Source organism: Halobacteriovorax sp. RT-1-1, assembly GCF_047085455.1.
Classification (GTDB): Bacteria; Bdellovibrionota; Bacteriovoracia; order Bacteriovoracales; family Bacteriovoracaceae; genus Halobacteriovorax_A.
In genome coordinates this window covers 44,683-64,458 of sequence record NZ_JBKIXZ010000002.1, presented here as the reverse complement: position 1 = coordinate 64,458, position 19,776 = coordinate 44,683, and the positions used below count along the sequence as shown (strand labels likewise).

The 19,776-nt window shown below is 35.9% G+C and carries 18 protein-coding genes; 12 read left to right on the top strand and 6 right to left on the bottom strand.

Annotated features, from left to right (window positions below):
- Nucleotides 1-12: 12 nt before the first annotated feature.
- Complete coding sequence (groES, locus tag ACMAWV_RS10600) at nt 13-300, bottom strand: co-chaperone GroES (protein ID WP_103217630.1); 288 nt, start codon at nt 298-300, stop codon at nt 13-15.
- Nucleotides 301-527: 227 nt separating this feature from the next.
- Here groES and ACMAWV_RS10595 point away from each other — a divergent pair, with 227 nt between their 5' ends.
- The 6 genes from ACMAWV_RS10595 (at nt 528) to ACMAWV_RS10570 (ending at nt 8,975) form a co-directional block, all read left to right on the top strand.
- A complete protein-coding gene (locus ACMAWV_RS10595; RefSeq protein WP_103217629.1) occupies nt 528-2,264 on the top strand; it encodes a chloride channel protein in 1,737 nt (578 codons plus the stop codon).
- Between the two features lie 147 nt (nt 2,265-2,411).
- Nucleotides 2,412-3,545 (top strand): hypothetical protein, encoded by a 1,134-nt coding sequence (locus ACMAWV_RS10590; protein WP_103217628.1) that lies wholly within the window; start codon nt 2,412-2,414, stop codon nt 3,543-3,545.
- A gap of 222 nt (nt 3,546-3,767) precedes the next feature.
- Entirely contained in the window at nt 3,768-5,258 is a 1,491-nt protein-coding gene (locus ACMAWV_RS10585; RefSeq protein WP_392993577.1) for a hypothetical protein, read from the top strand.
- Nucleotides 5,259-5,284: 26 nt separating this feature from the next.
- Complete coding sequence (locus ACMAWV_RS10580) at nt 5,285-5,812, top strand: hypothetical protein (RefSeq protein WP_103217626.1); 528 nt, start codon at nt 5,285-5,287, stop codon at nt 5,810-5,812.
- A gap of 56 nt (nt 5,813-5,868) precedes the next feature.
- Entirely contained in the window at nt 5,869-8,499 is a 2,631-nt protein-coding gene (locus ACMAWV_RS10575; protein ID WP_412470399.1) for a hypothetical protein, read from the top strand.
- A complete protein-coding gene (locus tag ACMAWV_RS10570) occupies nt 8,487-8,975 on the top strand; it encodes a hypothetical protein (protein WP_412470400.1) in 489 nt (162 codons plus the stop codon). The genes ACMAWV_RS10575 and ACMAWV_RS10570 overlap by 13 nt, the downstream gene beginning before the upstream one ends.
- Before the next feature lies 1 nt (nt 8,976).
- Here ACMAWV_RS10570 and polA read toward each other — a convergent pair whose 3' ends face one another.
- A complete protein-coding gene (gene polA, locus ACMAWV_RS10565) occupies nt 8,977-11,631 on the bottom strand; it encodes a DNA polymerase I (protein WP_412470401.1) in 2,655 nt (884 codons plus the stop codon).
- Nucleotides 11,632-11,704: 73 nt separating this feature from the next.
- Here polA and ACMAWV_RS10560 point away from each other — a divergent pair, with 73 nt between their 5' ends.
- Nucleotides 11,705-12,172, top strand: coding sequence for a GAF domain-containing protein (locus ACMAWV_RS10560; protein WP_392993586.1), 468 nt, complete (start codon nt 11,705-11,707; stop codon nt 12,170-12,172).
- Here ACMAWV_RS10560 and ACMAWV_RS10555 read toward each other — a convergent pair.
- Nucleotides 12,169-12,666, bottom strand: coding sequence for an RDD family protein (locus ACMAWV_RS10555; protein ID WP_103217621.1), 498 nt, complete (start codon nt 12,664-12,666; stop codon nt 12,169-12,171). The two genes, ACMAWV_RS10560 and ACMAWV_RS10555, sit on opposite strands and share 4 nt — an antisense overlap.
- Before the next feature lie 196 nt (nt 12,667-12,862).
- Between ACMAWV_RS10555 and trxA the strand changes: the two genes are divergently transcribed.
- The 5 genes from trxA to ACMAWV_RS10530 all read left to right on the top strand — a co-directional run bounded on the left by trxA (nt 12,863) and on the right by ACMAWV_RS10530 (nt 15,636).
- Nucleotides 12,863-13,186 (top strand): thioredoxin, encoded by a 324-nt coding sequence (gene trxA / locus ACMAWV_RS10550; RefSeq protein ID WP_103217620.1) that lies wholly within the window; start codon nt 12,863-12,865, stop codon nt 13,184-13,186.
- A 45-nt stretch (nt 13,187-13,231) separates the two neighbouring features.
- On the top strand, nt 13,232-13,813 hold the full coding sequence (gene gmhA, locus ACMAWV_RS10545; RefSeq protein ID WP_103217619.1) for a D-sedoheptulose 7-phosphate isomerase: 582 nt from the start codon (nt 13,232-13,234) through the stop codon (nt 13,811-13,813).
- A 111-nt stretch (nt 13,814-13,924) separates the two neighbouring features.
- A complete protein-coding gene (locus tag ACMAWV_RS10540) occupies nt 13,925-14,575 on the top strand; it encodes a MotA/TolQ/ExbB proton channel family protein (RefSeq protein WP_103217618.1) in 651 nt (216 codons plus the stop codon).
- 2 nt (nt 14,576-14,577) lie between these two features.
- Entirely contained in the window at nt 14,578-15,105 is a 528-nt protein-coding gene (locus ACMAWV_RS10535; protein WP_103217617.1) for an ExbD/TolR family protein, read from the top strand.
- A gap of 21 nt (nt 15,106-15,126) precedes the next feature.
- Nucleotides 15,127-15,636, top strand: a complete 510-nt coding sequence (locus tag ACMAWV_RS10530) for a biopolymer transporter ExbD (RefSeq protein ID WP_103217616.1) — start codon at nt 15,127-15,129, stop codon at nt 15,634-15,636.
- Between the two features lie 39 nt (nt 15,637-15,675).
- Here ACMAWV_RS10530 and ACMAWV_RS10525 read toward each other — a convergent pair whose 3' ends face one another.
- From ACMAWV_RS10525 to ACMAWV_RS10515, 3 genes are all read right to left on the bottom strand, one after another.
- Nucleotides 15,676-16,959 (bottom strand): hypothetical protein, encoded by a 1,284-nt coding sequence (locus ACMAWV_RS10525; protein WP_392993591.1) that lies wholly within the window; start codon nt 16,957-16,959, stop codon nt 15,676-15,678.
- A gap of 1 nt (nt 16,960) precedes the next feature.
- On the bottom strand, nt 16,961-17,722 hold the full coding sequence (locus ACMAWV_RS10520; protein ID WP_158246844.1) for an outer membrane lipoprotein-sorting protein: 762 nt from the start codon (nt 17,720-17,722) through the stop codon (nt 16,961-16,963).
- Between the two features lie 159 nt (nt 17,723-17,881).
- Nucleotides 17,882-19,768, bottom strand: a complete 1,887-nt coding sequence (locus tag ACMAWV_RS10515; RefSeq protein ID WP_412470402.1) for an AgmX/PglI C-terminal domain-containing protein — start codon at nt 19,766-19,768, stop codon at nt 17,882-17,884.
- Between the last annotated feature and the right edge of the window lie 8 nt (nt 19,769-19,776).

Genomic DNA, 19,776 nt, shown 5'->3' with positions numbered 1-19,776 from the left:
TAATCAATTTGATTAAACTAAAATTCCTAAAATATCTGATTCTTTCATGATTAGATACTCAACACCATCAAGCTTTACTTCACTTCCAGCGTATTTTCCAAAAAGAACCTTATCACCTTCTTTAACAGCAAGTTCTGCAACAGAACCATTGTCTAGACGGTATCCTGGCCCAACAGCAATAACTTCACCTTCACTTGGTTTTTCTGAGTTGTTATCTGGAATGTAGATACCACCAGCTGTCTTTGTTTCGTTTTCAATTCTTTTGATTAGAACTCTATCTTGTAATGGTTTAACTTGCATAAATCCTCCAGTTAAATACATTTTTTATTTATTTCACGTATGTTTATACATAAATTGGGAGTGAACGGATACATGTCAAGGTCTGCCACTTAGAAAAAATCATATTTTTTCACATTTATATTGGCGCAAAGCAAAATTTCTCTTCCCGTAAGGTTAAAATTGTGAGATATTGCGAAAAATTAGTCAGTTAACTTATCTTTATAAGGAGTCGCTCCGATAAACAGCATATGAAACTAAAGTTTAATGAAAAACTTTTAGGTAAATTCCTGCAAAATGAGACTGCAGAAGAGAGAACATTTTTTGTCCTTACGCTCATTACAGGTGTTTCATCAGCTCTTATCGCCGTTGGTCTTCAAAAAGGTGTTCACTGGATTCAACATATCCTCAAAACAGATACTACATTTACATGGCAATCCGTAATTCTTGGTGGAATCGCCCTTTTTATTTCTGGTTGGCTAACGACTCGTAGATTTCCATTCTCTGAAGGTTCGGGAATCCCAAAAGTTCGTGCGGCCTTAGTCGTTGATCACGGAAGAATCAGTTTAAAAGATACATTTGCAAAAGCAGTAACAACTCTGCTTGCTCTAGGCTCTGGTGTCTCTCTAGGAAGAGAAGGTCCAACAGTTACTATCGCCTCAGGTGTTGCCTCATGGCTTGGCTACTCATTTCATATCTCTAAAAAGAGAGTGAAGGCCCTTGTTGCAGTTGGTGCAGCTGGTGGTATTGCAGCAGCATTTGCAACTCCGATATCAGCAGTGGTTTTTACATTAGAAGAAGTTGTTGGTGACCTCAACGCAAAAGTTCTTGGTTCAATTGTTATTTCTTCAGTTGTAGCCTCAATCACTGGACAGATGCTAACTGGCCAACATCATATGTTTGAGCAGCTTTACTATAAGATGCACGACCATCGTGAACTACTTTTCTATTTATTAATTGGAATTAGCTGTGCTTTTATTGGCCCTCTTTGGATGAAGTCGGTTTTAGCATTTAGAGAATTCAATCGAAAACATATGAAGAGTCATAAGCTTACTTATATGATGATTGTTTTTCTCATTATTGCACTAATGACTCAGGTACATTCAAGTGTCATTGGAAGTGGACATGGAACTTTAGAAGATACATTGCTTTCACTAATACTCGATCCAAAAGTTTTATTTCTAATGTTTTGTTTGAAGTTTCTTGCGACTTCCCTTTGTTATTCGGCAGGAATTTCAGGTGGTCTTTTCATGCCAACACTTTTAATGGGAGCAACATTAGGAAGTTTAATTGGTTCACTAGCAAGTGTTTTCTTTCCAGAGATTACAACGAACACGGGTGCATATGCACTAGTAGGAATGGGAGCTTTCTTTGTTACAGTTATTCGCGCTCCGTTTACTTCTATCTTAATCGTGTTTGAATTAACAAGAGACTACAATATTATTTTGCCACTAATGATTGCAAATATTATTGCCTATATGCTCTCTTCAAAACCGACACAAAATGAATCTATCTACGAACAAATCTCAGCACAAGATGGAATACACTTACCAACACGAGATGACCTTGAAGTGCTTGATCAGTTACATGTAGAAGATGCAATGATAAAAGATATCGTTACATACGGTGCTACTTTAACAGTAAGTGAAACACTAAAAGATATTCAAAAATATAATCCAGACCTTCAAGGTTTTCCTGTCTTAAAAAATGGAAGACTTCTAGGAATGATGTCGACTTCAGAACTTAAAGTACAACTTGCTAAAGGTAACGGTGATGTAAAAATTGAGCACTGTTGCGAAAAAAAGATTATAAAAATATATCCAGATCAAAGTTTATACATTGCCCTTCACAGACTTAAAAGGTTCCAAATCTCCCGTCTACCGGTCGTTTCGAGACTTGACGAAAAAAGAATCATTGGAATTCTTACGCCGAAAGATATTGTAAAACAATTCGGTTATCAAATCACAGAATCGAAAGAAAATGATTAAATCAGTTAACCTTTTCTTAAAAGCCGGTTAATTAAGTACAAATTCAGGCCTTCCACCCTTGACCCCTCTCGACTTTCAAAAAATCGGTTGTTACAAATTTGTCATCAATATTTTTTGTCTAACAACCTAACTAAAAAGGAGAGGGTAATGAAAAAATTACTACTAGCTTCGGCTCTTTTTATGGGAGCCTTCTCGACGCAAGCGGCGAGAGTTCAATTCGACTTTGATGTTTATTCTTCGGGAGCATCAATCTATCCATGTAACGCTGGTTTAAAGCACAAAAAGCACAGAGGTGTTTTCTGCTACAACCCAAAAACTTTAAGATCATGTGATCCAGGATCAAGAGGTGGCCATGGTGGTTATCCTTTCCTAGAAGGACTTATCGCTGAAGGTGGTAACGGCGGTTACGGTGGCTCAAATGGCGGTGGCCAAGACTGTGGACCAGATGGAACAAATTGTGATTGCGTATGTGCTGGTGATCTAGATGGAAGAAATGAAAATACTCTAGATACAGTACGTGGTAAAATCACAAAATGGACTGATCACGGAGATCGTTCTCACCACAGCTTCTCGCTTGAGAAAACAGCTGGTGAGTATGACTACCACAGCCTACTTTCTTACAACGAGCAATTCAACAAGAGACTTAAAGAACTATCATTCAACCTAGGTTCAGAAATGTATGGTGCGAAGTACTTTGTTGATATCTGTTTCCGTGCAACACAAATTGACTACGGTCAAAGACCAGACTACCTAGCAGAGTCTTCAGAAGACAGATTTGATTTCATCGTACCTGAAGAAATCAGAGATGACTATGTAGTAGGTATGCCAGAGTCATTTGGTAGCATCGACAACCCACTGTACAAATTCGAAAGAAAAGTTACAGTAACAGACATCGCAGGTTCTAACACTAACGGTGACTGGGATCTAAACGAAGATGACGTTATCTGGTCAGAAGAAAGTTACCAATCAGCAGCTCAACTTGCTGTTAAATCAGGAATTTTCTGTAAAGACAAAGATGGTGACTTCGTTCAAGTTTACGGTGGATCAGGAAACCCTTCTGCTCAAATCGACCTATCTTCAAACTCTGTTGTTGAATTCTTCAAGCGTTATGCAGCAGCTGACCTAAGAGGTTGTGTTGTTCGTTACGAATTCGAAGAGAATGCAAGATATGCAAACAAAACAGTTGATAAATTCAGAAGATGGAAAATGCAAGCTGCAAACATCTGTACTGATACAGCTATCACTAACATCCAAGGTCACGATCACGACTACGGATACTAATCTCAATTTTTAAATACTGCAGGGTGGTTTTCCACCCTGCCTTTACTAAGTGAAGAGATGTGCGGGGGAAAAATGATTTACAGGGGCTTAATACTATTATTTTTAACATTTAATACTCTTGCCTGCTTAATTGCATCGGCACCAAAGAATATTAACATTTCGATTTCTCCACTCAGTAAAGGTCTGTATATCTATGATGAGGCTGGGGTAAAAAAAGATGATATGCCAAACATACTAGCTTCCAACTGTATGACGGCGGCAACAAACAATCACTATACAATGATTACAGTTGGTATAGAAAATTACGTTCTAACAGATAAATTTCTAACATACAGTATTAACGATAGTGTTACATATGGTTCAAAAGATTTTTGCCGAATTGAAAATCTTGAAAATACATATGGAACAACCAAAGATGAAAGAGAACAACGATTATTAGGTCGTCGTCGAATTATGAATCGCTGTTTAGAGTTTGAAGTGAATGACGTATCAGCAACAGGTATCGATTTCCCAAAATCACAATCAGGTTGTAAAGTAACAAGAATTGATGAAAACTCAGCTAGGTTTCAAGGTTACTACTGTTTCTTCAAACCAAAAACTGACTCTGCCTATATTATTAAACCTATTATTAACGAAGCTTGTTTAACAAAAGATTTTTACACAGAAAATGAATTTGAGCTTCAAGATATATTAGCTTCAATTGGTGTCTATGTTTCAGGAGATGCAACAGGACGATCAACTGAACTAAAATATATTAATGACTTTAAATTAAGAGTAAATCAATCACCAGAAGGATTATTAACGGTAAATAAAACAGTTACACCGGAAGAGCCAAAGTTTCCAACAAAGTGGCCTGTAAACGATATTCAACTGGGACAACTATACTTAACAACTTCAGCAGATGCTAAAAACAGTGCCTACTTCGGAGTACCGTTATTTGTAAGAAATACATGTGAGAAAAAGTGCGAACCAGGGAAGCTATGCACGGCACCTTGTAATTATACGCAACCAGTAGCCGCAGAATTTGTTCTTACTCAGCTAGCTGGCAATGGTAAAAAACACTATGTAACTTCTTGGTTTGATGGAGGTATCGCACCAGCAAACTGGACAGGCCTAATAAACGGAATTGGTACGCAAATTACTTCTAATTATTTTGAGATTGGAAAGAATTATGAACTAGAAGTAATCCTCGATGATCAAGAATATAATTTTATGATGTTCAAGGGCCGTATTAAATCACGCCTAACTTTGAGACCGACAACAATACCTTCTATTAATAGAGAAGGACGAACAATTGGTGAAATTTCACCATTTGCAAAAGTTGAAGTTTTAAAGACACTACCGACTTATCCAGTATTTGATACGATTAAATTTACTGGGAATAGCCACTTAGGTGTAATGAATACTGTTAATTCAATTAGCCGTGTATTCGACGACCCAGTTTGGCCACCATACTTTTCAGACTACTGTATCGAGGGATCATGTGTCTTAATGAAAGATCACAAGCTAAGACTGAAATTAAAATTCAAGATAACGAAAGATGAAAAGACTGGAGAGCTGCTTTCAGAAGTCCTTGAATACCAAAAAATAAGTAATGTTCAAGATAACAAGACAACAAACGAATACAAAGCACCATATTTTACTTGTACTCCTCCAGGGAAGGACCCAACGGACGATGACAGTGATGATGATTTTGGGGATATTGATTTTTAGTCGCTATATTTAGCAAAGGGGAAACAATGAGAAAATTACTGATGATTTTATTATTAATGTTTACAAGCACGACTTTCGCAAATGATGTTGACGATATGTTTGGGAGTGGAGAGGACCAATTTGAATTTGAGAAATTTTCAAATGAAGAAATCCTACTAAGAATAGAACAAGACATTAAAGTTTCGTGTCGAAAAGGAGAATGTACTCTTTTTTCTACTGAAAACAAATTTGCTGGTTTTGAAGTTGGATTCAATATTGGCGAAGGCATGAATCAACAAGCTGGAAGTGGAGTTAATATCTACACTGGAGGATACGGTGGACAAATTAACGGAGAATACTGGGGAGTTAATGTTAGATACTACAACGGTAAGTGTACTCAACGTATTAAAGTACCTAAGTCTGTTTATATTGCTATTAACCGTTATATGTATGGCCTACTTGACACAGATGGTAATACACGCCGTGGCTTCACTCCTGCTGATGAAGCAATGATTCTTTTCTATACAACAATCATTGGTAAATCAAGCAACTGTAATGGAAATAGCGGAAGCTAAAAAACTTAAGCTTTTCTTTAATTGTTAAGATTAATTCAAAATTATAAAACCTCTCTATGATGAGAGGTTTTTTATTTCTATTTTTAATTACGTTTACGGCCCATGCAAAAATTAAATGGCATGATTGGCAACATCAAGAATTAAATAATTTAATCACACCGTTAACAACAATAGACTTAAACAACCGTGCCTCTTGTGCAATTGATTCAAAAAAACCAACAACTTCAATATTTATCTTTTTAAATAATACTATTCCTGCAAAAGCTGCTTATCGACTTGCAAATCGAACGGGACAGGATAAGACGGTAGTTGTAAAAGAGCTTATTAGAGACTATCGAAATAAAGTCACTCGACTTATCTATGAAATCCATCAAAAACTTATTCATCAAGAACTCCCTCTACTCCCCTACTTAGATAGTGAAAATAACATCCCAGTTAAGTATCAACGAATATTGAAAGAGTGCTATGGAAAACTAGAGTGTCCGAAACTTAATAATTATATGGACGTACTATGGACAAACTCGCATAAGTTAAAACATCGTCTCTATGACAGTTTTGAAGATAATAACTATATTCAGAAAAAATATATCAATGATGATGAAACTTTTAAGTGTATTAGAATAAAGAAATTCGGTCCTCTACAGGCGAATCTCTTTGGTCAAAAACCCTCGGTTCAAGACTTAAATCGAATCGCACAAGAGCTGCTAGACATAGACGAAAGGGTAACTGATTGTCGCCTTGAGGATATCGATCAAATTGATAATCTTCAAGTATCTGGCTATCAATTTGATATAAAAGGAATCAAAGAAAAATATTGGGAAAAAGATATTGGCTTTGACTACTGGAATTCAATGAAGCTCTATTTTGCATGGGCAATGAAGAACTTGAAAGTTGAGAATTCTAAATACGAACAAATCATCAGAAATTCAAATACACAAGACTATATCCTCTTCTCACCGAGTGGATGTAAGAGTGATATGATTCCCGCTTGTAATAATAAGAGACTCGCAGAAAACTCATTTAGAGAATTTTCTCGTAAGAATTTTGAAAAAGATGCACTTGAACTCGATATCCTCGCCCCGATTTCAGAGGGAGTACAAAACGATCTTCTCAAAGATCCTTTTGCTAGCGTTAATAAAGATATTCTCGATATTGGATCATATGACGATGCTGACAAATGGATCGAGCATATATTTAAAAATCAAACTCAAACTAAGAACTATGTAAAAAACAAACTAATTGACTCATTAACTTTCTTCACATTAGTAAGGAATCGTTTAAGGGCCGAAGAAGTTCAAGACCAACTTGCATTTTACTTTCGTAACCTCGATGGAAATACGATCAAGAATGATCTTTACTACTTATGCGCAGAAGCCTCAGTCATTTCAGATGATGTCTTTAGTTTCACAAAGAAGCATATTGAAGGCCTTAAAGGTACAGATCTTATCGACAATCTCGATCTTATCTTTTCAAAAAAACCTTATGATGAAGTTATCGATTATTACAAGTCCCTTATGGATGAAACACGTGCCTTTTGCAAAAGTCTTGATCAAAAAAATATTTGGAATAATGAATTTGATATAGAATATGAAGGTTTTCACCAGTGGTATATCGACAAGACACGTGCAGCAAAAACTTTTGAGACATTCCCTGAAAAGCACTATGAAAGTGATGCTCTTTCACAAGATTTTATTACTTATGAAAATGGCGATATTATCTGTCGATCAATAAGTCATTGTTTAAGAAAATCAATTATCAATATTATTGAAACTTCTCGTGCTAGTTACTATGGAGATCTGTTCTGGAAAGCAAAATTCTCTCAAGCTTCTGCAGATTTATTTAACCCTTATGCTGATCGAGTTTCGTGTAAGGTATATGATCCATATTTTAAAACGAAACAAGTTATGACTCAATTTGTTTCAGATATTGGCCAAGGTCTTATGAGTTGGTTTACTCCAGGTGTTCTGTATACGCGAGTAAGTTTAACGCCAGGATATGTAACCTCATTTAATAAAATGATCAAAGACGGGCAAATTGAATTTAATAAAGATTATGAAAAAACAAAAGTTAATGTTGAACTAATAACTGAGTTTGGCCCACTTATCGGAGTCCCTTGTGCAATATCAATTACAGGTAGTACAAAGAGTCCTACTAACCTATATCATTTCAGAGGAATATCTGTAGGCGCCTGTTTTGATCGAAGTGGCGGAGATATTATCGCCAACAGTGGTTCAGATATTTCTTCAAAAGATCCTAGTCGTCGAGCTGCATGTGCTGCTTGTCGAATCAATTTTGAAGGGATATCAAATACACTAACTTATTTTAATTCAAAGCTTGGCCCTTTCTTCTATGTTGCAAGAGCAATATATAGTTTATACAAGGGTCTGACCGACTTTGATAATATCCCTCGTAGATGGGAGCTTGATTTAGATAAGCTAAAGACTACATATCAACGTTTTGGTGAGATACCTAAGAGCTGCCGATCAAGTCTACTAAATGGTAATCATTGCTTAAGTAACCAGGATGAAAAAATGGCAGTTGAAAAAGTATTAGACCAAAATTTCACAATTACTGCTTCAAAGCGTGTCGTTAATGGTTACAAGTTTAAAGTTAGAGAATGTAAAAATGAATTAACCGTTAGGGTTGAGCAAAATTTTGCGAGGTTATTTTCATCATGCGAAAAATAATATTAATATTATCAGTTCTAGTATCAACCCTAAGTACTTATGCCTTAAACATTAACATTGTATGGACTTCGGATTTTATAAAGGAGTTACACTTAGAATGTGATTCTATCGGATGTCTAGATGGCCAAAACTCTGATATTCTTCGAGAAGAGATTTGCGATGAGTGTTTTTCAGACTCCGTGAATTCTACATTTATTTTTAACAATATAACAACTTATCTTCATGCAGATAAGAAATTACCTCTCGATGAATTTATTACTTATCTTTATACAGAAGAATATATTACTATCGACTACAACTCTCCCTACGATCTAGTCTCAAGTCGTTCTACTGAAATCAAAAAATTACTTTACAAAGATTTATGCCCGAATAAGCATGATGCCATTATATTTTTTAAAAGAGGATATGCAGATACATTTTCCTCCCCAGAGCTTATCTACTGTGGAGAGGAAATATATACTGCACAATTATTTTAACTTACTTTAGATCGTACCAGTTTACGCCAAAGGCTGGGTCAACTTTTAGTGGAACCTTAAGTTCTACAACATTCTCCATCCCTTCTTTTACGAGTGTCTTCATCTCTTCAAGCTCAGATTCAAGTACGTCAAAAATAAGCTCATCGTGTACCTGGAGAATCATCTTTGACTTTAGGCCACGTTTTTTCATTTCCGCATCGATATTAATCATTGCACATTTAATGATATCAGCAGCTGTCCCTTGAATTGGTGAGTTAATCGCCATTCTCTCAGCATTTGCTTTTATCGTACGATTATTAGAATGAATATCAGGAAGGAATCTCTTTCTGCCATACATTGTGATTGAATAACCAGTTTTCTCTGCGTCTTCTTTTAGGCCATCTAAGAAGCCTTTAATTTTTGAGAATCTTTCAAAATATTTTTCAATATATGCTTTTGCATCCTTTCTAGAAATCTTGAGGGCCGACGCTAAACCAAATGAAGACTGCCCATACATTAGACCAAAGTTAACGGCCTTAGCTTTTGAGCGTTCATCACTTGTTACATCAGAAAGTGCAACGCCGTTAATTTCACTTGCTGTTTGCGCGTGAATATCCTTGTCTTCGTTAAAGGCCTTAATCATTGTTGGATCTTCACTATAGTGAGCAAGAATTCTAAGTTCTACTTGAGAATAGTCGGCTGCAAGTAGTAAATTACCAGGTGTAGCAATGAATGCCTTTCTAACAAGACGTCCCGTTTCTGAACGAATTGGAATATTTTGTAGGTTTGGATTCACACTTGAAAGACGTCCCGTTTGAGCAACGTGCTGGTTAAAGCTAGTGTGAACTTTTCCAGTTTTCTTATTAACAATTTCAGGAAGGGCCTTCACATATGTAGAAAGAATTTTTCCTAACTCACGATACTGAAGGATAAGTCCAGGGACTTCATTGATATTTTTAGCATCAAGTTCTTCTAGTACTGAAGAGTCTGTTGAATATCCTGTCTTTGTTTTCTTAACAACAGGAAACGATAATTCATTAAATAAAAACTCTCCAACTTGTTTTGGTGAATTTAAATTGATTGTGTCATTCATTGAATAAGAATCAACTTTCTTTTGAATCTTCTCTAATGACACTTGAAGTTCTTCGGCCATTTCATAAAGATATTCTTTATTTAAGTGCACGCCCTCAAATTCCATTTCAGCTAAGATTGGGATAAGTTTATTATCAATATCTTCGTAAACGCTTACTAATTCTTTTTCTTTAAGCTCTTCTTTTAACTGAGAAGCTAATCTAAAAATAGCAATTGAGCGAAGTCCTGTATAAGAAGCCTTAGCTTCATTATTTTCAAGTGAAGTAATAAATGGCGTTTTCTTATCTAGCTCAGATACTTTAACGTTTACATTTGAAGCGATCACTTCAATATTATGTCTCATACTAGGACTTACGTTATAGTGGGCCTGAGTAATATCAAAGTTGTGGGCCTTATACACTAGGCCGCGACGTAGAATATGTGAATAATCTCTCTTTGAATGTTCGCTATAAACTTCTCTTTTATCATCACCCCAAATGAGTTCGATAACTTCTTTTTCATTAGCTTCATTTACTTCTAAGAAATATGAGTTGTTATCATCGAAAGAAACACTTATTGCGATTAAGTTTCGTGCATGAATATCATCGCTATCAAATTCTGTTTGTACAGCAAGTGCAGTTTGATCCTTTATAAGTACTTTTAACTCATCAAGAGTAACCACTTTATGTTCGAAAGGAGATGCGATTTCTTCTTCCCCTGCCTCGCCATCAGCAATTGAAAGTTGATACTTAAGGTCTTCCATTCTCTTGATCATTGAATTCATACCAAGATCTTTTAGGAAAGTTAGTAGTTCTTCTGATGGATAAAATTTAACTTCAGAATCTTCTGATTTACATTCTAAATCTATATCAGTAACGATTTTAATTAACTCTTTTGAAAGCTTTGCATCTTCAACGTGCTCAGTAAAAGCTGTAATTAATTTTTTACCTTTAAACGTATCTGACACTTCAAAACACTTCTCAAGTGTTCCGTGCTCTGCAAGTAGTTTTGCTGCTCCCTTTGCACCAATCCCACGCATTCCAGGAATATTATCCGATGTATCTCCAACCATTGATAAGTAATCAACGATTTGATCTGGACGAACGCCCATCTTTTCAAAGACACCCTTCTCATCGTAGATAACGTCTTTCATCGTATCGAGCATCTTGATATTGTCGCCGACAAATTGCATAAGGTCCTTATCACCTGAAGCAATTAAGATTTCATCAAAGTCATTTTTCCATTGAACAACAGTTGAGCCGATAATGTCATCGGCTTCATATGTTTCATTCGCAACATTTAAAAGCCCCATCTTATCGATAAGTTCTTTAATAAGAGCAAATTGTGGAACAAGTTCTTCAGGTGGTTCTGAACGATTGGCCTTGTACTGATCGTAAAGTTCATTTCTAAAAGATCCGCCCGATGTATCACGAGCAAGAAGCATATGTGTTGGCCTATAATTTGCCATAATTTTTAATAACATTGAAAGTACACCATATGTTGCGTTTACAGGTGTACCGTCTGGGGCGTTCATTGAGCGAATTGCAAAAAATGCACGGAATATAAAGTTACTGACGTCGACGACGATTAATCTTTTCTTTGACATATAATCTCCAATTTATGCTATAAATCTAGCCAATTATGTTGAATCTGTTAATGATTAATGTGGAGAATTGGTTATGGACAATGCGCAAAAAACTGAAACTTATCAAAGAGTAAAAAGAGATATCTTTGCTATTTGTGAAGGAGAAAGCAGCACTATTGCCAAAATGGCCACCATTTCTTGTGTTTTAAAACAAGCATTCCCTCATTATTACTGGTGCGGGTTCTATATGGTTGACCCTGTTAAAGAAAAAGAACTTGTTGTCGGTCCATATCAAGGAACTCTTGGCTGTCTTCGAATCCCTTTTGGTAAAGGTGTTTGCGGAACGGCCGCCCATACACTGGAAACACAAATTGTTGAAGATGTTCACTCTATTGCAAACCACATTACTTGTGACCCAAAGAGTCAGTCCGAAATAGTTGTACCAGTTTTCGAAAATGAAAAGTTAATTGCAGTTCTTGATGTTGATAGTGATTCACTTGCAAGCTTTGACGAAGTTGATAAAAGTAATTTAGAAGAAATTATCAATACTGTCTTTGCTTAAGCCTGCGTGCCTTGATCTTCAAACCAATTAGTTTTGCGCTTTTTGATAGCAAGCATTGTGTCGTCATTGGCCATGACAGTTGTATCTGCCATAACATCACCTAGCCTATGTCCAGAATCAAGCTTGTAAAGAAGGTATAATTCAATCCCAACAATAGGTAGACCAACGATAACTGCCATAAACCAACCGGCCACAGGAATGATGGCAAAAACGAGTGGAATAATAAAAGGTAGATTTCTAATGAAACTTTGTTTTAGAGAGCAAGGCGTTCCATCAACTAAAGAGATAACTCTAAAGCCAATAAATTTCTTCCCTACTGACTGTCCATTTTGAATTGAATCAGCAAATGTTAAATAGACTATCGATAAAAGGATACCAATCGGATACAAAAATAGTGATAAGACGACGACAATAAAAAGGTCAATTGCCTTAGCAAGGATGCGTGAATAACGAGCGACTTTAATGGCCGATTTTAAGAGGTACTTTCTATCCATACAACTATCTTATCCTATGAATTTTATTAGAAAACAAGGCATTTTTTGCACCTAGTCCAAACAATGGATATTAAGTAAAGAAATGGTTAATTTGTCTATCGGTCAATAGACTTTGATTAATAGCCAAAAATAGGATTTTAATATATAACTTTATACTGAGACTAAAGAGAGCACATACGCTCTGGAGGATAATTATATGAGTACTGTTGGTAAAACTGACGTAACAAATTTTGAATCTGATGTACTAAAAAGCGCTAAGCCTGTTCTAGTTGATTTCTGGGCAGAATGGTGTGGACCTTGTAAAACACTTGGACCAGTACTTGACGAAGTAGCATCAGAAATTGGTGAAACTGCAACAATCTTAAAAGTAAACGTTGATGACAACGGAGAGCTTGCTCAACAATACGGAATTAGAGGGATCCCAACAATGATCTTCTTTAAAGACGGTCAAGCAACTAAGACTCTAGTTGGTGTTCAAACAAAAGAAGAAATTAAGAAGTCTTTAGAAGAACTTATGTAATAAAAGCCTCTACGATAGAGGCTTTTCTTTTTTGAGAAGGAATTTATGTCTAATTACATTTCCCACGCATTTAATCACGCACAAGAAACTCTAACAAAATTTATCGCGAACGAAGAAAACTTCACCACTATGGAGAAAGCGATCAATGAAATGGTTGTGGCCATAAAAAATGGAGGGCGTGTTATTAGCTGTGGAAATGGTGGTTCAATGTGCGATGCTATGCACTTCGCAGAAGAACTAACAGGTCGCTTTCGTAAAGACCGCCCAGCAATGCCAGCTATTGCTATCGCAGATTCTTCTCATATCACATGTGTGGCCAATGACTACGGTTTTGAATATATCTTTTCAAAATATGTTGAGGCCCATGGACACAAAGGAGATGTCCTTCTTGCCATCTCAACTTCAGGTAATTCACCAAATTGTCTTGAGGCCGTAAAATCAGCTCATGAAAAAGGGATGAAAGTAGTCGGTCTTCTTGGAAAAGGCGGTGGAAAGATGAAGGAGCTTGTGGACTTCCCTATCGTTATTGAAGCTGATCTTTCTGATCGTATTCAAGAAATGCATATTAAAATTATTCATACGTTCATAGAGGGAATTGAGCGACAAGTTTTCCCTCAAAATTACTAAAGAATTACGAATAAGAATCGGCAGTTTATTCCAAGTCTTTAAAATCAAGTGCTTGACGCGAATATGAGTTAAAATATTCTTAAGTTAGTACATAATTTTAAGGAGCTATAAATGGAAGGCACAGCTGTATCATCGGTAAACACGATCGCTGCTTTTTTTCAAAACGGTGGGATCTTCATGTGGATCATTCTCTTTATCTGGGCAGTAGGTCTAGCTATTGGATTAGAAAGATTCTTTAAGTTAAGCTTTAAATTTGATGTTGATGGAGCTTCATTTATGAATGAACTTCGTCGCTATATTATGGCAAATGATGTTGAAGGTGCTTCACGTGTATGTTCTGGATCAAGTGCTGCTCTACCTAAGGTTTTAAGAAGTGGTCTCGAAAGAGCTTCTGCTAAGCCAGAGCAAATTCAAAATGCAATCGATGCAACTGCTCTTGAAATTATTCCAAAAGTAGAACTAAGACTTAACTACCTACAACTAATTGCAAATATCTCAACACTATTTGGTCTACTAGGTACGATCCAAGGTCTAATCGCTTCATTTGCTGCCGTTGCTGCTGCTGATCCAACTCAAAAAGCAGAACTACTTGCAAAAGGTATTTCACAAGCGATGAACACGACTTTCCTAGGTCTACTTGTGGCCATCACGATTATGATCATTCATGCATTCTTAAGTTCTAAGTCAGAGAAGATCATCAATGAGATTGATGAGTATTCAGTTAAGTTAATGGATATTTTAAATACAGAAGAAAGTAAGTAGTTATGTATAGAAAACCGAGTCGAAAATATAAGAATAAGAAAGTTGAGAGACTGAATCTAATTCCAATTTTAGATTCGGTCTTCATCTTTATCTTCTTTCTTTTAATGTCAGCAAACTTCGTTAGAATTTATGAAATTGGATCTGATGTTCCAATTATCTCAAACTCTACTCCACCAAAACAACAAAAAGAAAGACTTGATCTTACGCTTAAAATCAATGCGAGTAATATCAGCCTTCACTCTGGACCAAATGAGAGGAGAATATTCTCAGCAGGAAAAACAGCTGATGGTGAATACGACCTATTTAAGTTAAGAGAAAAGTTAATTGATCTTAAGAAGCAATATGTGGATGAGAAAGAAGTTATCTTTATTCCAAATGCAAATATCTCTTATGAAGAGCTCATTAAGATTATGGATGCTGTTCGTGATATCAAGAAAACAGATCCAGAGGTTTGGACAAAGAGAGATGGTCAGGATGTAAAAGTTCTTGAGCTATTTAACAATATTATTTTTGGCGATACACAATCGTAGAAATAAAGAATCAGGTTTATTATGAGAAATCGTTCAATTAGAAATAGAGGAATCAGAAGAAAGAAGGAACCATTTGATATTGATATCACTTCCCTTCTTGATATTCTTGTTATCCTGCTAGTTTTCTTAATTAGAAGTTATGACACTACTGGCGTGATCTTAAATATCCCAAAAGATATTACTATTCCGAACTCGGTATCAAAGTCAATTAATGAGCAAGGTGTTGTGGTTCAGGTATCTCCTAAAATCATTTGGGTTGATGACAAAGAAGTTCATAATACAGAGACATATAAAGGGCAACTCTACTCACAAGGCGGACGACTTATTCTTCCTCTATATAACGAGCTAGTTGCGAAGAGAACAGAGATTGAAAATATTGCTAAATCAACTCCAAATGCTAAGAAATTCTCTGGTATTGTTAATTTAGTAATCGATAAATCTCTTAAGTATAATTATGTTAAGAAGCTTATGCACACTGCTGCTGAGGCAGGGTTTCAACAGTATAAATTCGTTGTTTTAGGACAAGAGTAGAATAAAAAAAGCTCCATTCGGAGCCTTTTTTTATTCAAACTAGAAAAATCTTGTTAACGTAACTCCGAACTCGTCATCCCCATCAAGAACATAGAGTCCACGATTGTCAGCTTTTGCATCATCACCAATAGTTACACCACGAAAGTTCAACTTCATCTTCCATGCATTATTTAGACGGCGCTCATAGCTTAGGTAGTAAAGTGTCTCCCCTGCTCTTTCAAGATCAATATAAAGACCCAACATAAATTCATTAGAGTATGCGTCGTTAAGAGCAAGACGATGACCAATGAAAAGATCATTCTGGAAAATTTGAGCTTGGCTTCTCTTATCTTTTCCTACACCTAGAACACGTTGATATTCAGTATAAAAACCAGAACTCCAATTGTTATCGTAATTATATGTATACTCATGGCCAATAGATGCTAATTGATAATTAAAGATTTCTCTTTGCCCACCAGTATAATCAAGAATAGAAACCGAATCATCGACGTTAAAATCAGAGTAGAGATACTCAAATTTAAAAGTCTGCTCACCCCAAAAGTAAGTAGCAGCAGTACCATAGTCAACGACATCAAGATAGTAAGCGTTAATATTACCAGCAAGAAGATCAGGTACAGAAGCTGCTGCAAAGATAGGTCTTGTACGATCAATATGATCAATAGCGAATACTGTTAAATCTAAATCACCAAACTGATGAGCATAGTAAACAGCAAATTGATCAAATTGATTGTCTTCATCGGAATTTGTAATCGTATTACCTTTTACAATATTTTGCTTTTGCGGACTAAGCCCGTCAAAGATTCGCATTTTAGAATCTGGATAGAATGCTTCCTTAAAATAAGGCATATAGATAAACTTCATTGTTCCAATACTAGTATAATGACTTAATACAACAGAAGTTTCACCTAACTTTTCAAAACGCTCAATATTTCCATCATTAATACGAGAGTTGATGACATCAACAACATGGTATGCCTCAAGTCGCGACCACATAAACATATGCTGCCCAACAGAAGCCTGCCAGTTTCCAAAACTACGTCCAATATTAAACTCATTAAAATCAACGTAGCTATTATCTTGATACTTTTCGTCTGCACGGCCAATTAGAGATAGATTATATTCCCAGCCACTCCAATCACCCCTGTCTTCAAGGGCAACTTTAACGAAAGCCAATTCATTAGGCTGGTCTTCTCCTAAAAGAGTTGTAGCATCTTCGACATAGCCTCTAAAGTTTAACGAAACTTCACCTCTTCCATCAGCTAATGTGTGTAAGCTTGATAGAGTTAGTGCACCTGTAATTAATCCGTATATTAGCGTTTTCAATTTACTTTAACTTCCTCTTAGTAAGATCGCCTTCATTAACGGCCTTACCAATAACTCTATTCTTCCATTTGAATATCGACTGTTTTTTGTTGTTCAGATTTAACATAACAATTTTATTTGCACGCCACATCTTTCTCTTACCAACAGTGTAAGATTTAAAATCTTCCATAGAAGAAGTCTTAATATGTTCATTTCTTTTGTTATAGTATTCCGACTTAACAGGAGCTAGGTACTTTTGAGAGACGTAAAGTACGACTTTTGAATAAGAACTTTTGGCCTTTGCCACTCTTTCAACAACCCATACCTTTTGACCACCAACTTTTTCGTCTTTAAGATACTTGTAATTGTATTTTTCAATTGTTTGACCACCGATATCTTCAAATGAGAATTCAGAACCCATAAAAGAGCTACCTTTAGATCGAGAGTTAATCTTCTTAACTCTTTTTAAAGATGGAAGGTATAACCATTGGTCATCATCTCTTTCATCTTTCCAAGTCCAAGTAAGTAGTTTCGTTCCTTTAACATCTAATGGTTTTTTAAATTCCATTAAGCTCTTATCAACACCATTGAATTCGCCAGAAGCACCAAGCATTTCGCGGACAATTTCAACACCACTTGAATCAACTAAAACAAGCTCCATCGTTGATGTATCACCAATATAGCCTTTGTTTGCCTGATCCATTTTTTTGGCAATCTCTAGGCCTTTATCATTAGCAAATACAGAAAGTGTTAATAACATTAATAAAAGTTTAACAATCTTCATTAGAAACCTCGTGTTTTTTCGGTATGTTTTCCCATCAGATAGTAGCATTCACAACACAATGATTGAACATTTACTGGTGATAATGACAATGGATTCATTAAATTATTGAAATTATGCCCCTTATTTTACAACAAGGGGCGTTAGTGATTTGAGATGAATTTAGTAAGCGCTTGAATTTAAATTAAGTGGTACGTGAACACCAACTTCGGCCCCACCTTTTGGGCGTGGGAATTGTATTGTTTTCAAATGATTAACAACACAATTTTTAACACTTATAGGAACACCTTTATCTGCTTTAGCGACACTTGCTTTTGTTACGTTACCAGATGCACCGATGACAAACTCCATACCAAGTACACCTGAGATACCTTTTTGTTGAACATCAAGCTCTTTTTGGTAACAGTATCTAAACTGAGGAACGTTCTCCATCAGAATTCTCATAATGTCATTACGATCCATTGAACCTAAAATAACTTCACGGTAAGGAACACCTGCTATATAAACTTGTTTCTTTTGAACAAGTCCATCTGTACCAAATGAAGATGAAAGTTTACCACTCGTCTTACTACTTAAAGATCCAACCTCGGCCTTTACATCAGCTTTTTGAATTTGTGCAGAGTCTCCAGTTGATAGTGCTGAATTATCATCTGCAAAACTTTCACTTGAACCAGTACCGGCCTTAAATGAATTTAGCGCACCACCTTTGGCCATTAGGGAGTTCATTGAAGAAGTAAATGATGTCGACTTATATACATCTACTTTTCCACGACTCTTTCTATTTGTAGCAAGTTTTTTAACAGTTGTTTGCTTATTCGTTGTACGAGCTGGCTTAGAAGCTTTCTTCTTAGTCTCTCTTACAACTGCCTTATTATTTGGTTTTCCTTTTCGAGGAGTTCCTTTCTTTGGAGTTGATGTCGACTTTTGCTTAGGATCACCTTTACTCTTCGTTACTTTTTGTGGTTTTTCAACGTTTGAAACCGCTTCCTTAATTGGCGCCTTCTTTTCAACTTCTTTTTTTACTTCATTCTTAACAACATTCTTCTTCTTTGTTACACGAAGCTGTTTTGGACGGTAAAGAATCTTGGCAATACGTTCTGGAACTTTCTCTTTTTCAATTTCTTTATCGACTTTAAAGTTCATCATTCCTGCTGCAAAAACAATGAAGAATAATAAACAGAAGATGAGATACTTTCTAAGTTCTTTATCACGCCTAAATATAGGTGCCGTTTTAACAATTGGAGGAGCTTCAGTACCCCTAATAAAAACCTTTAAGTTATCTTTTTCGAAAATGTGAATATCATCACGACGTAATGAGCTCTTCGCGTTTTTATTATTTAGAAAAGTACGATGTTCAAAACCAGGAATTTTCCCAACTACGACATCATTCTTTCTAATATCTAAAAGTTCGACCTTGTCTTTCTTACCGAGATATGGAAACTCTATATCATTTCCACGAGCGTTAGCACCAACTAAATAAAACTTTCCATCTTTATGTGGAATATAATCAAGAGAAACAATCTTTCCATTAAATAAGATAATAACTTCGGCCGCTTCCTTATCAATACTATATTTAAAGATTGGATAAATTTCATCTGGCTCTTCAAAGATATATTCTGAAAACTTTACGTTATCATCAATACTTAAAGGGTAATTTACCTGATACTCTTCATCCTTACGTATGCGCTCATCATTAAACTTAGGTTGCTTTGGTAAGTTCTTAACAACTTCCTGTGGGTGAATTAGTTGTTGAGGAGGAAGTTTTGATGACGAATCAAAAGTAAATGAGTAATTACCAATTGTAATTGATTCACCACCCTTTAGTTCCATCGTAACAACTTCCTGGCCATTAACTAATACCGGCTTAGAAGAAGACATACTATAGATCGAGACTTTGTCAGAAAATTCGATAAGACAATGGATATCATCAATACCGGCACCTCTCATACGAACATCACAAGAGTCACTTGCTCCTAAGATGATACGATTCTTTTGAGGTAGGCGAATATCTTTTTTACCCTTTAAATAAAATGATCTTCCTTGATCCACTTCTACTC

Bases quoted from the DNA above. Each gene is read 5' to 3' on its own strand.
- groES (WP_103217630.1), bottom strand. From the start codon at position 300: ATGCAAGTTAAACCATTACAAGATAGAGTTCTAATCAAAAGAATTGAA.
- ACMAWV_RS10595 (WP_103217629.1), top strand. From the start codon at position 528: ATGAAACTAAAGTTTAATGAAAAACTTTTAGGTAAATTCCTGCAAAAT.
- ACMAWV_RS10590 (WP_103217628.1), top strand. From the start codon at position 2,412: ATGAAAAAATTACTACTAGCTTCGGCTCTTTTTATGGGAGCCTTCTCG.
- ACMAWV_RS10585 (WP_392993577.1), top strand. From the start codon at position 3,768: ATGCCAAACATACTAGCTTCCAACTGTATGACGGCGGCAACAAACAAT.
- ACMAWV_RS10580 (WP_103217626.1), top strand. From the start codon at position 5,285: ATGAGAAAATTACTGATGATTTTATTATTAATGTTTACAAGCACGACT.
- ACMAWV_RS10575 (WP_412470399.1), top strand. From the start codon at position 5,869: ATGATGAGAGGTTTTTTATTTCTATTTTTAATTACGTTTACGGCCCAT.
- ACMAWV_RS10570 (WP_412470400.1), top strand. From the start codon at position 8,487: ATGCGAAAAATAATATTAATATTATCAGTTCTAGTATCAACCCTAAGT.
- polA (WP_412470401.1), bottom strand. From the start codon at position 11,631: ATGTCAAAGAAAAGATTAATCGTCGTCGACGTCAGTAACTTTATATTC.
- ACMAWV_RS10560 (WP_392993586.1), top strand. From the start codon at position 11,705: ATGGACAATGCGCAAAAAACTGAAACTTATCAAAGAGTAAAAAGAGAT.
- ACMAWV_RS10555 (WP_103217621.1), bottom strand. From the start codon at position 12,666: ATGGATAGAAAGTACCTCTTAAAATCGGCCATTAAAGTCGCTCGTTAT.
- trxA (WP_103217620.1), top strand. From the start codon at position 12,863: ATGAGTACTGTTGGTAAAACTGACGTAACAAATTTTGAATCTGATGTA.
- gmhA (WP_103217619.1), top strand. From the start codon at position 13,232: ATGTCTAATTACATTTCCCACGCATTTAATCACGCACAAGAAACTCTA.
- ACMAWV_RS10540 (WP_103217618.1), top strand. From the start codon at position 13,925: ATGGAAGGCACAGCTGTATCATCGGTAAACACGATCGCTGCTTTTTTT.
- ACMAWV_RS10535 (WP_103217617.1), top strand. From the start codon at position 14,578: ATGTATAGAAAACCGAGTCGAAAATATAAGAATAAGAAAGTTGAGAGA.
- ACMAWV_RS10530 (WP_103217616.1), top strand. From the start codon at position 15,127: ATGAGAAATCGTTCAATTAGAAATAGAGGAATCAGAAGAAAGAAGGAA.
- ACMAWV_RS10520 (WP_158246844.1), bottom strand. From the start codon at position 17,722: ATGAAGATTGTTAAACTTTTATTAATGTTATTAACACTTTCTGTATTT.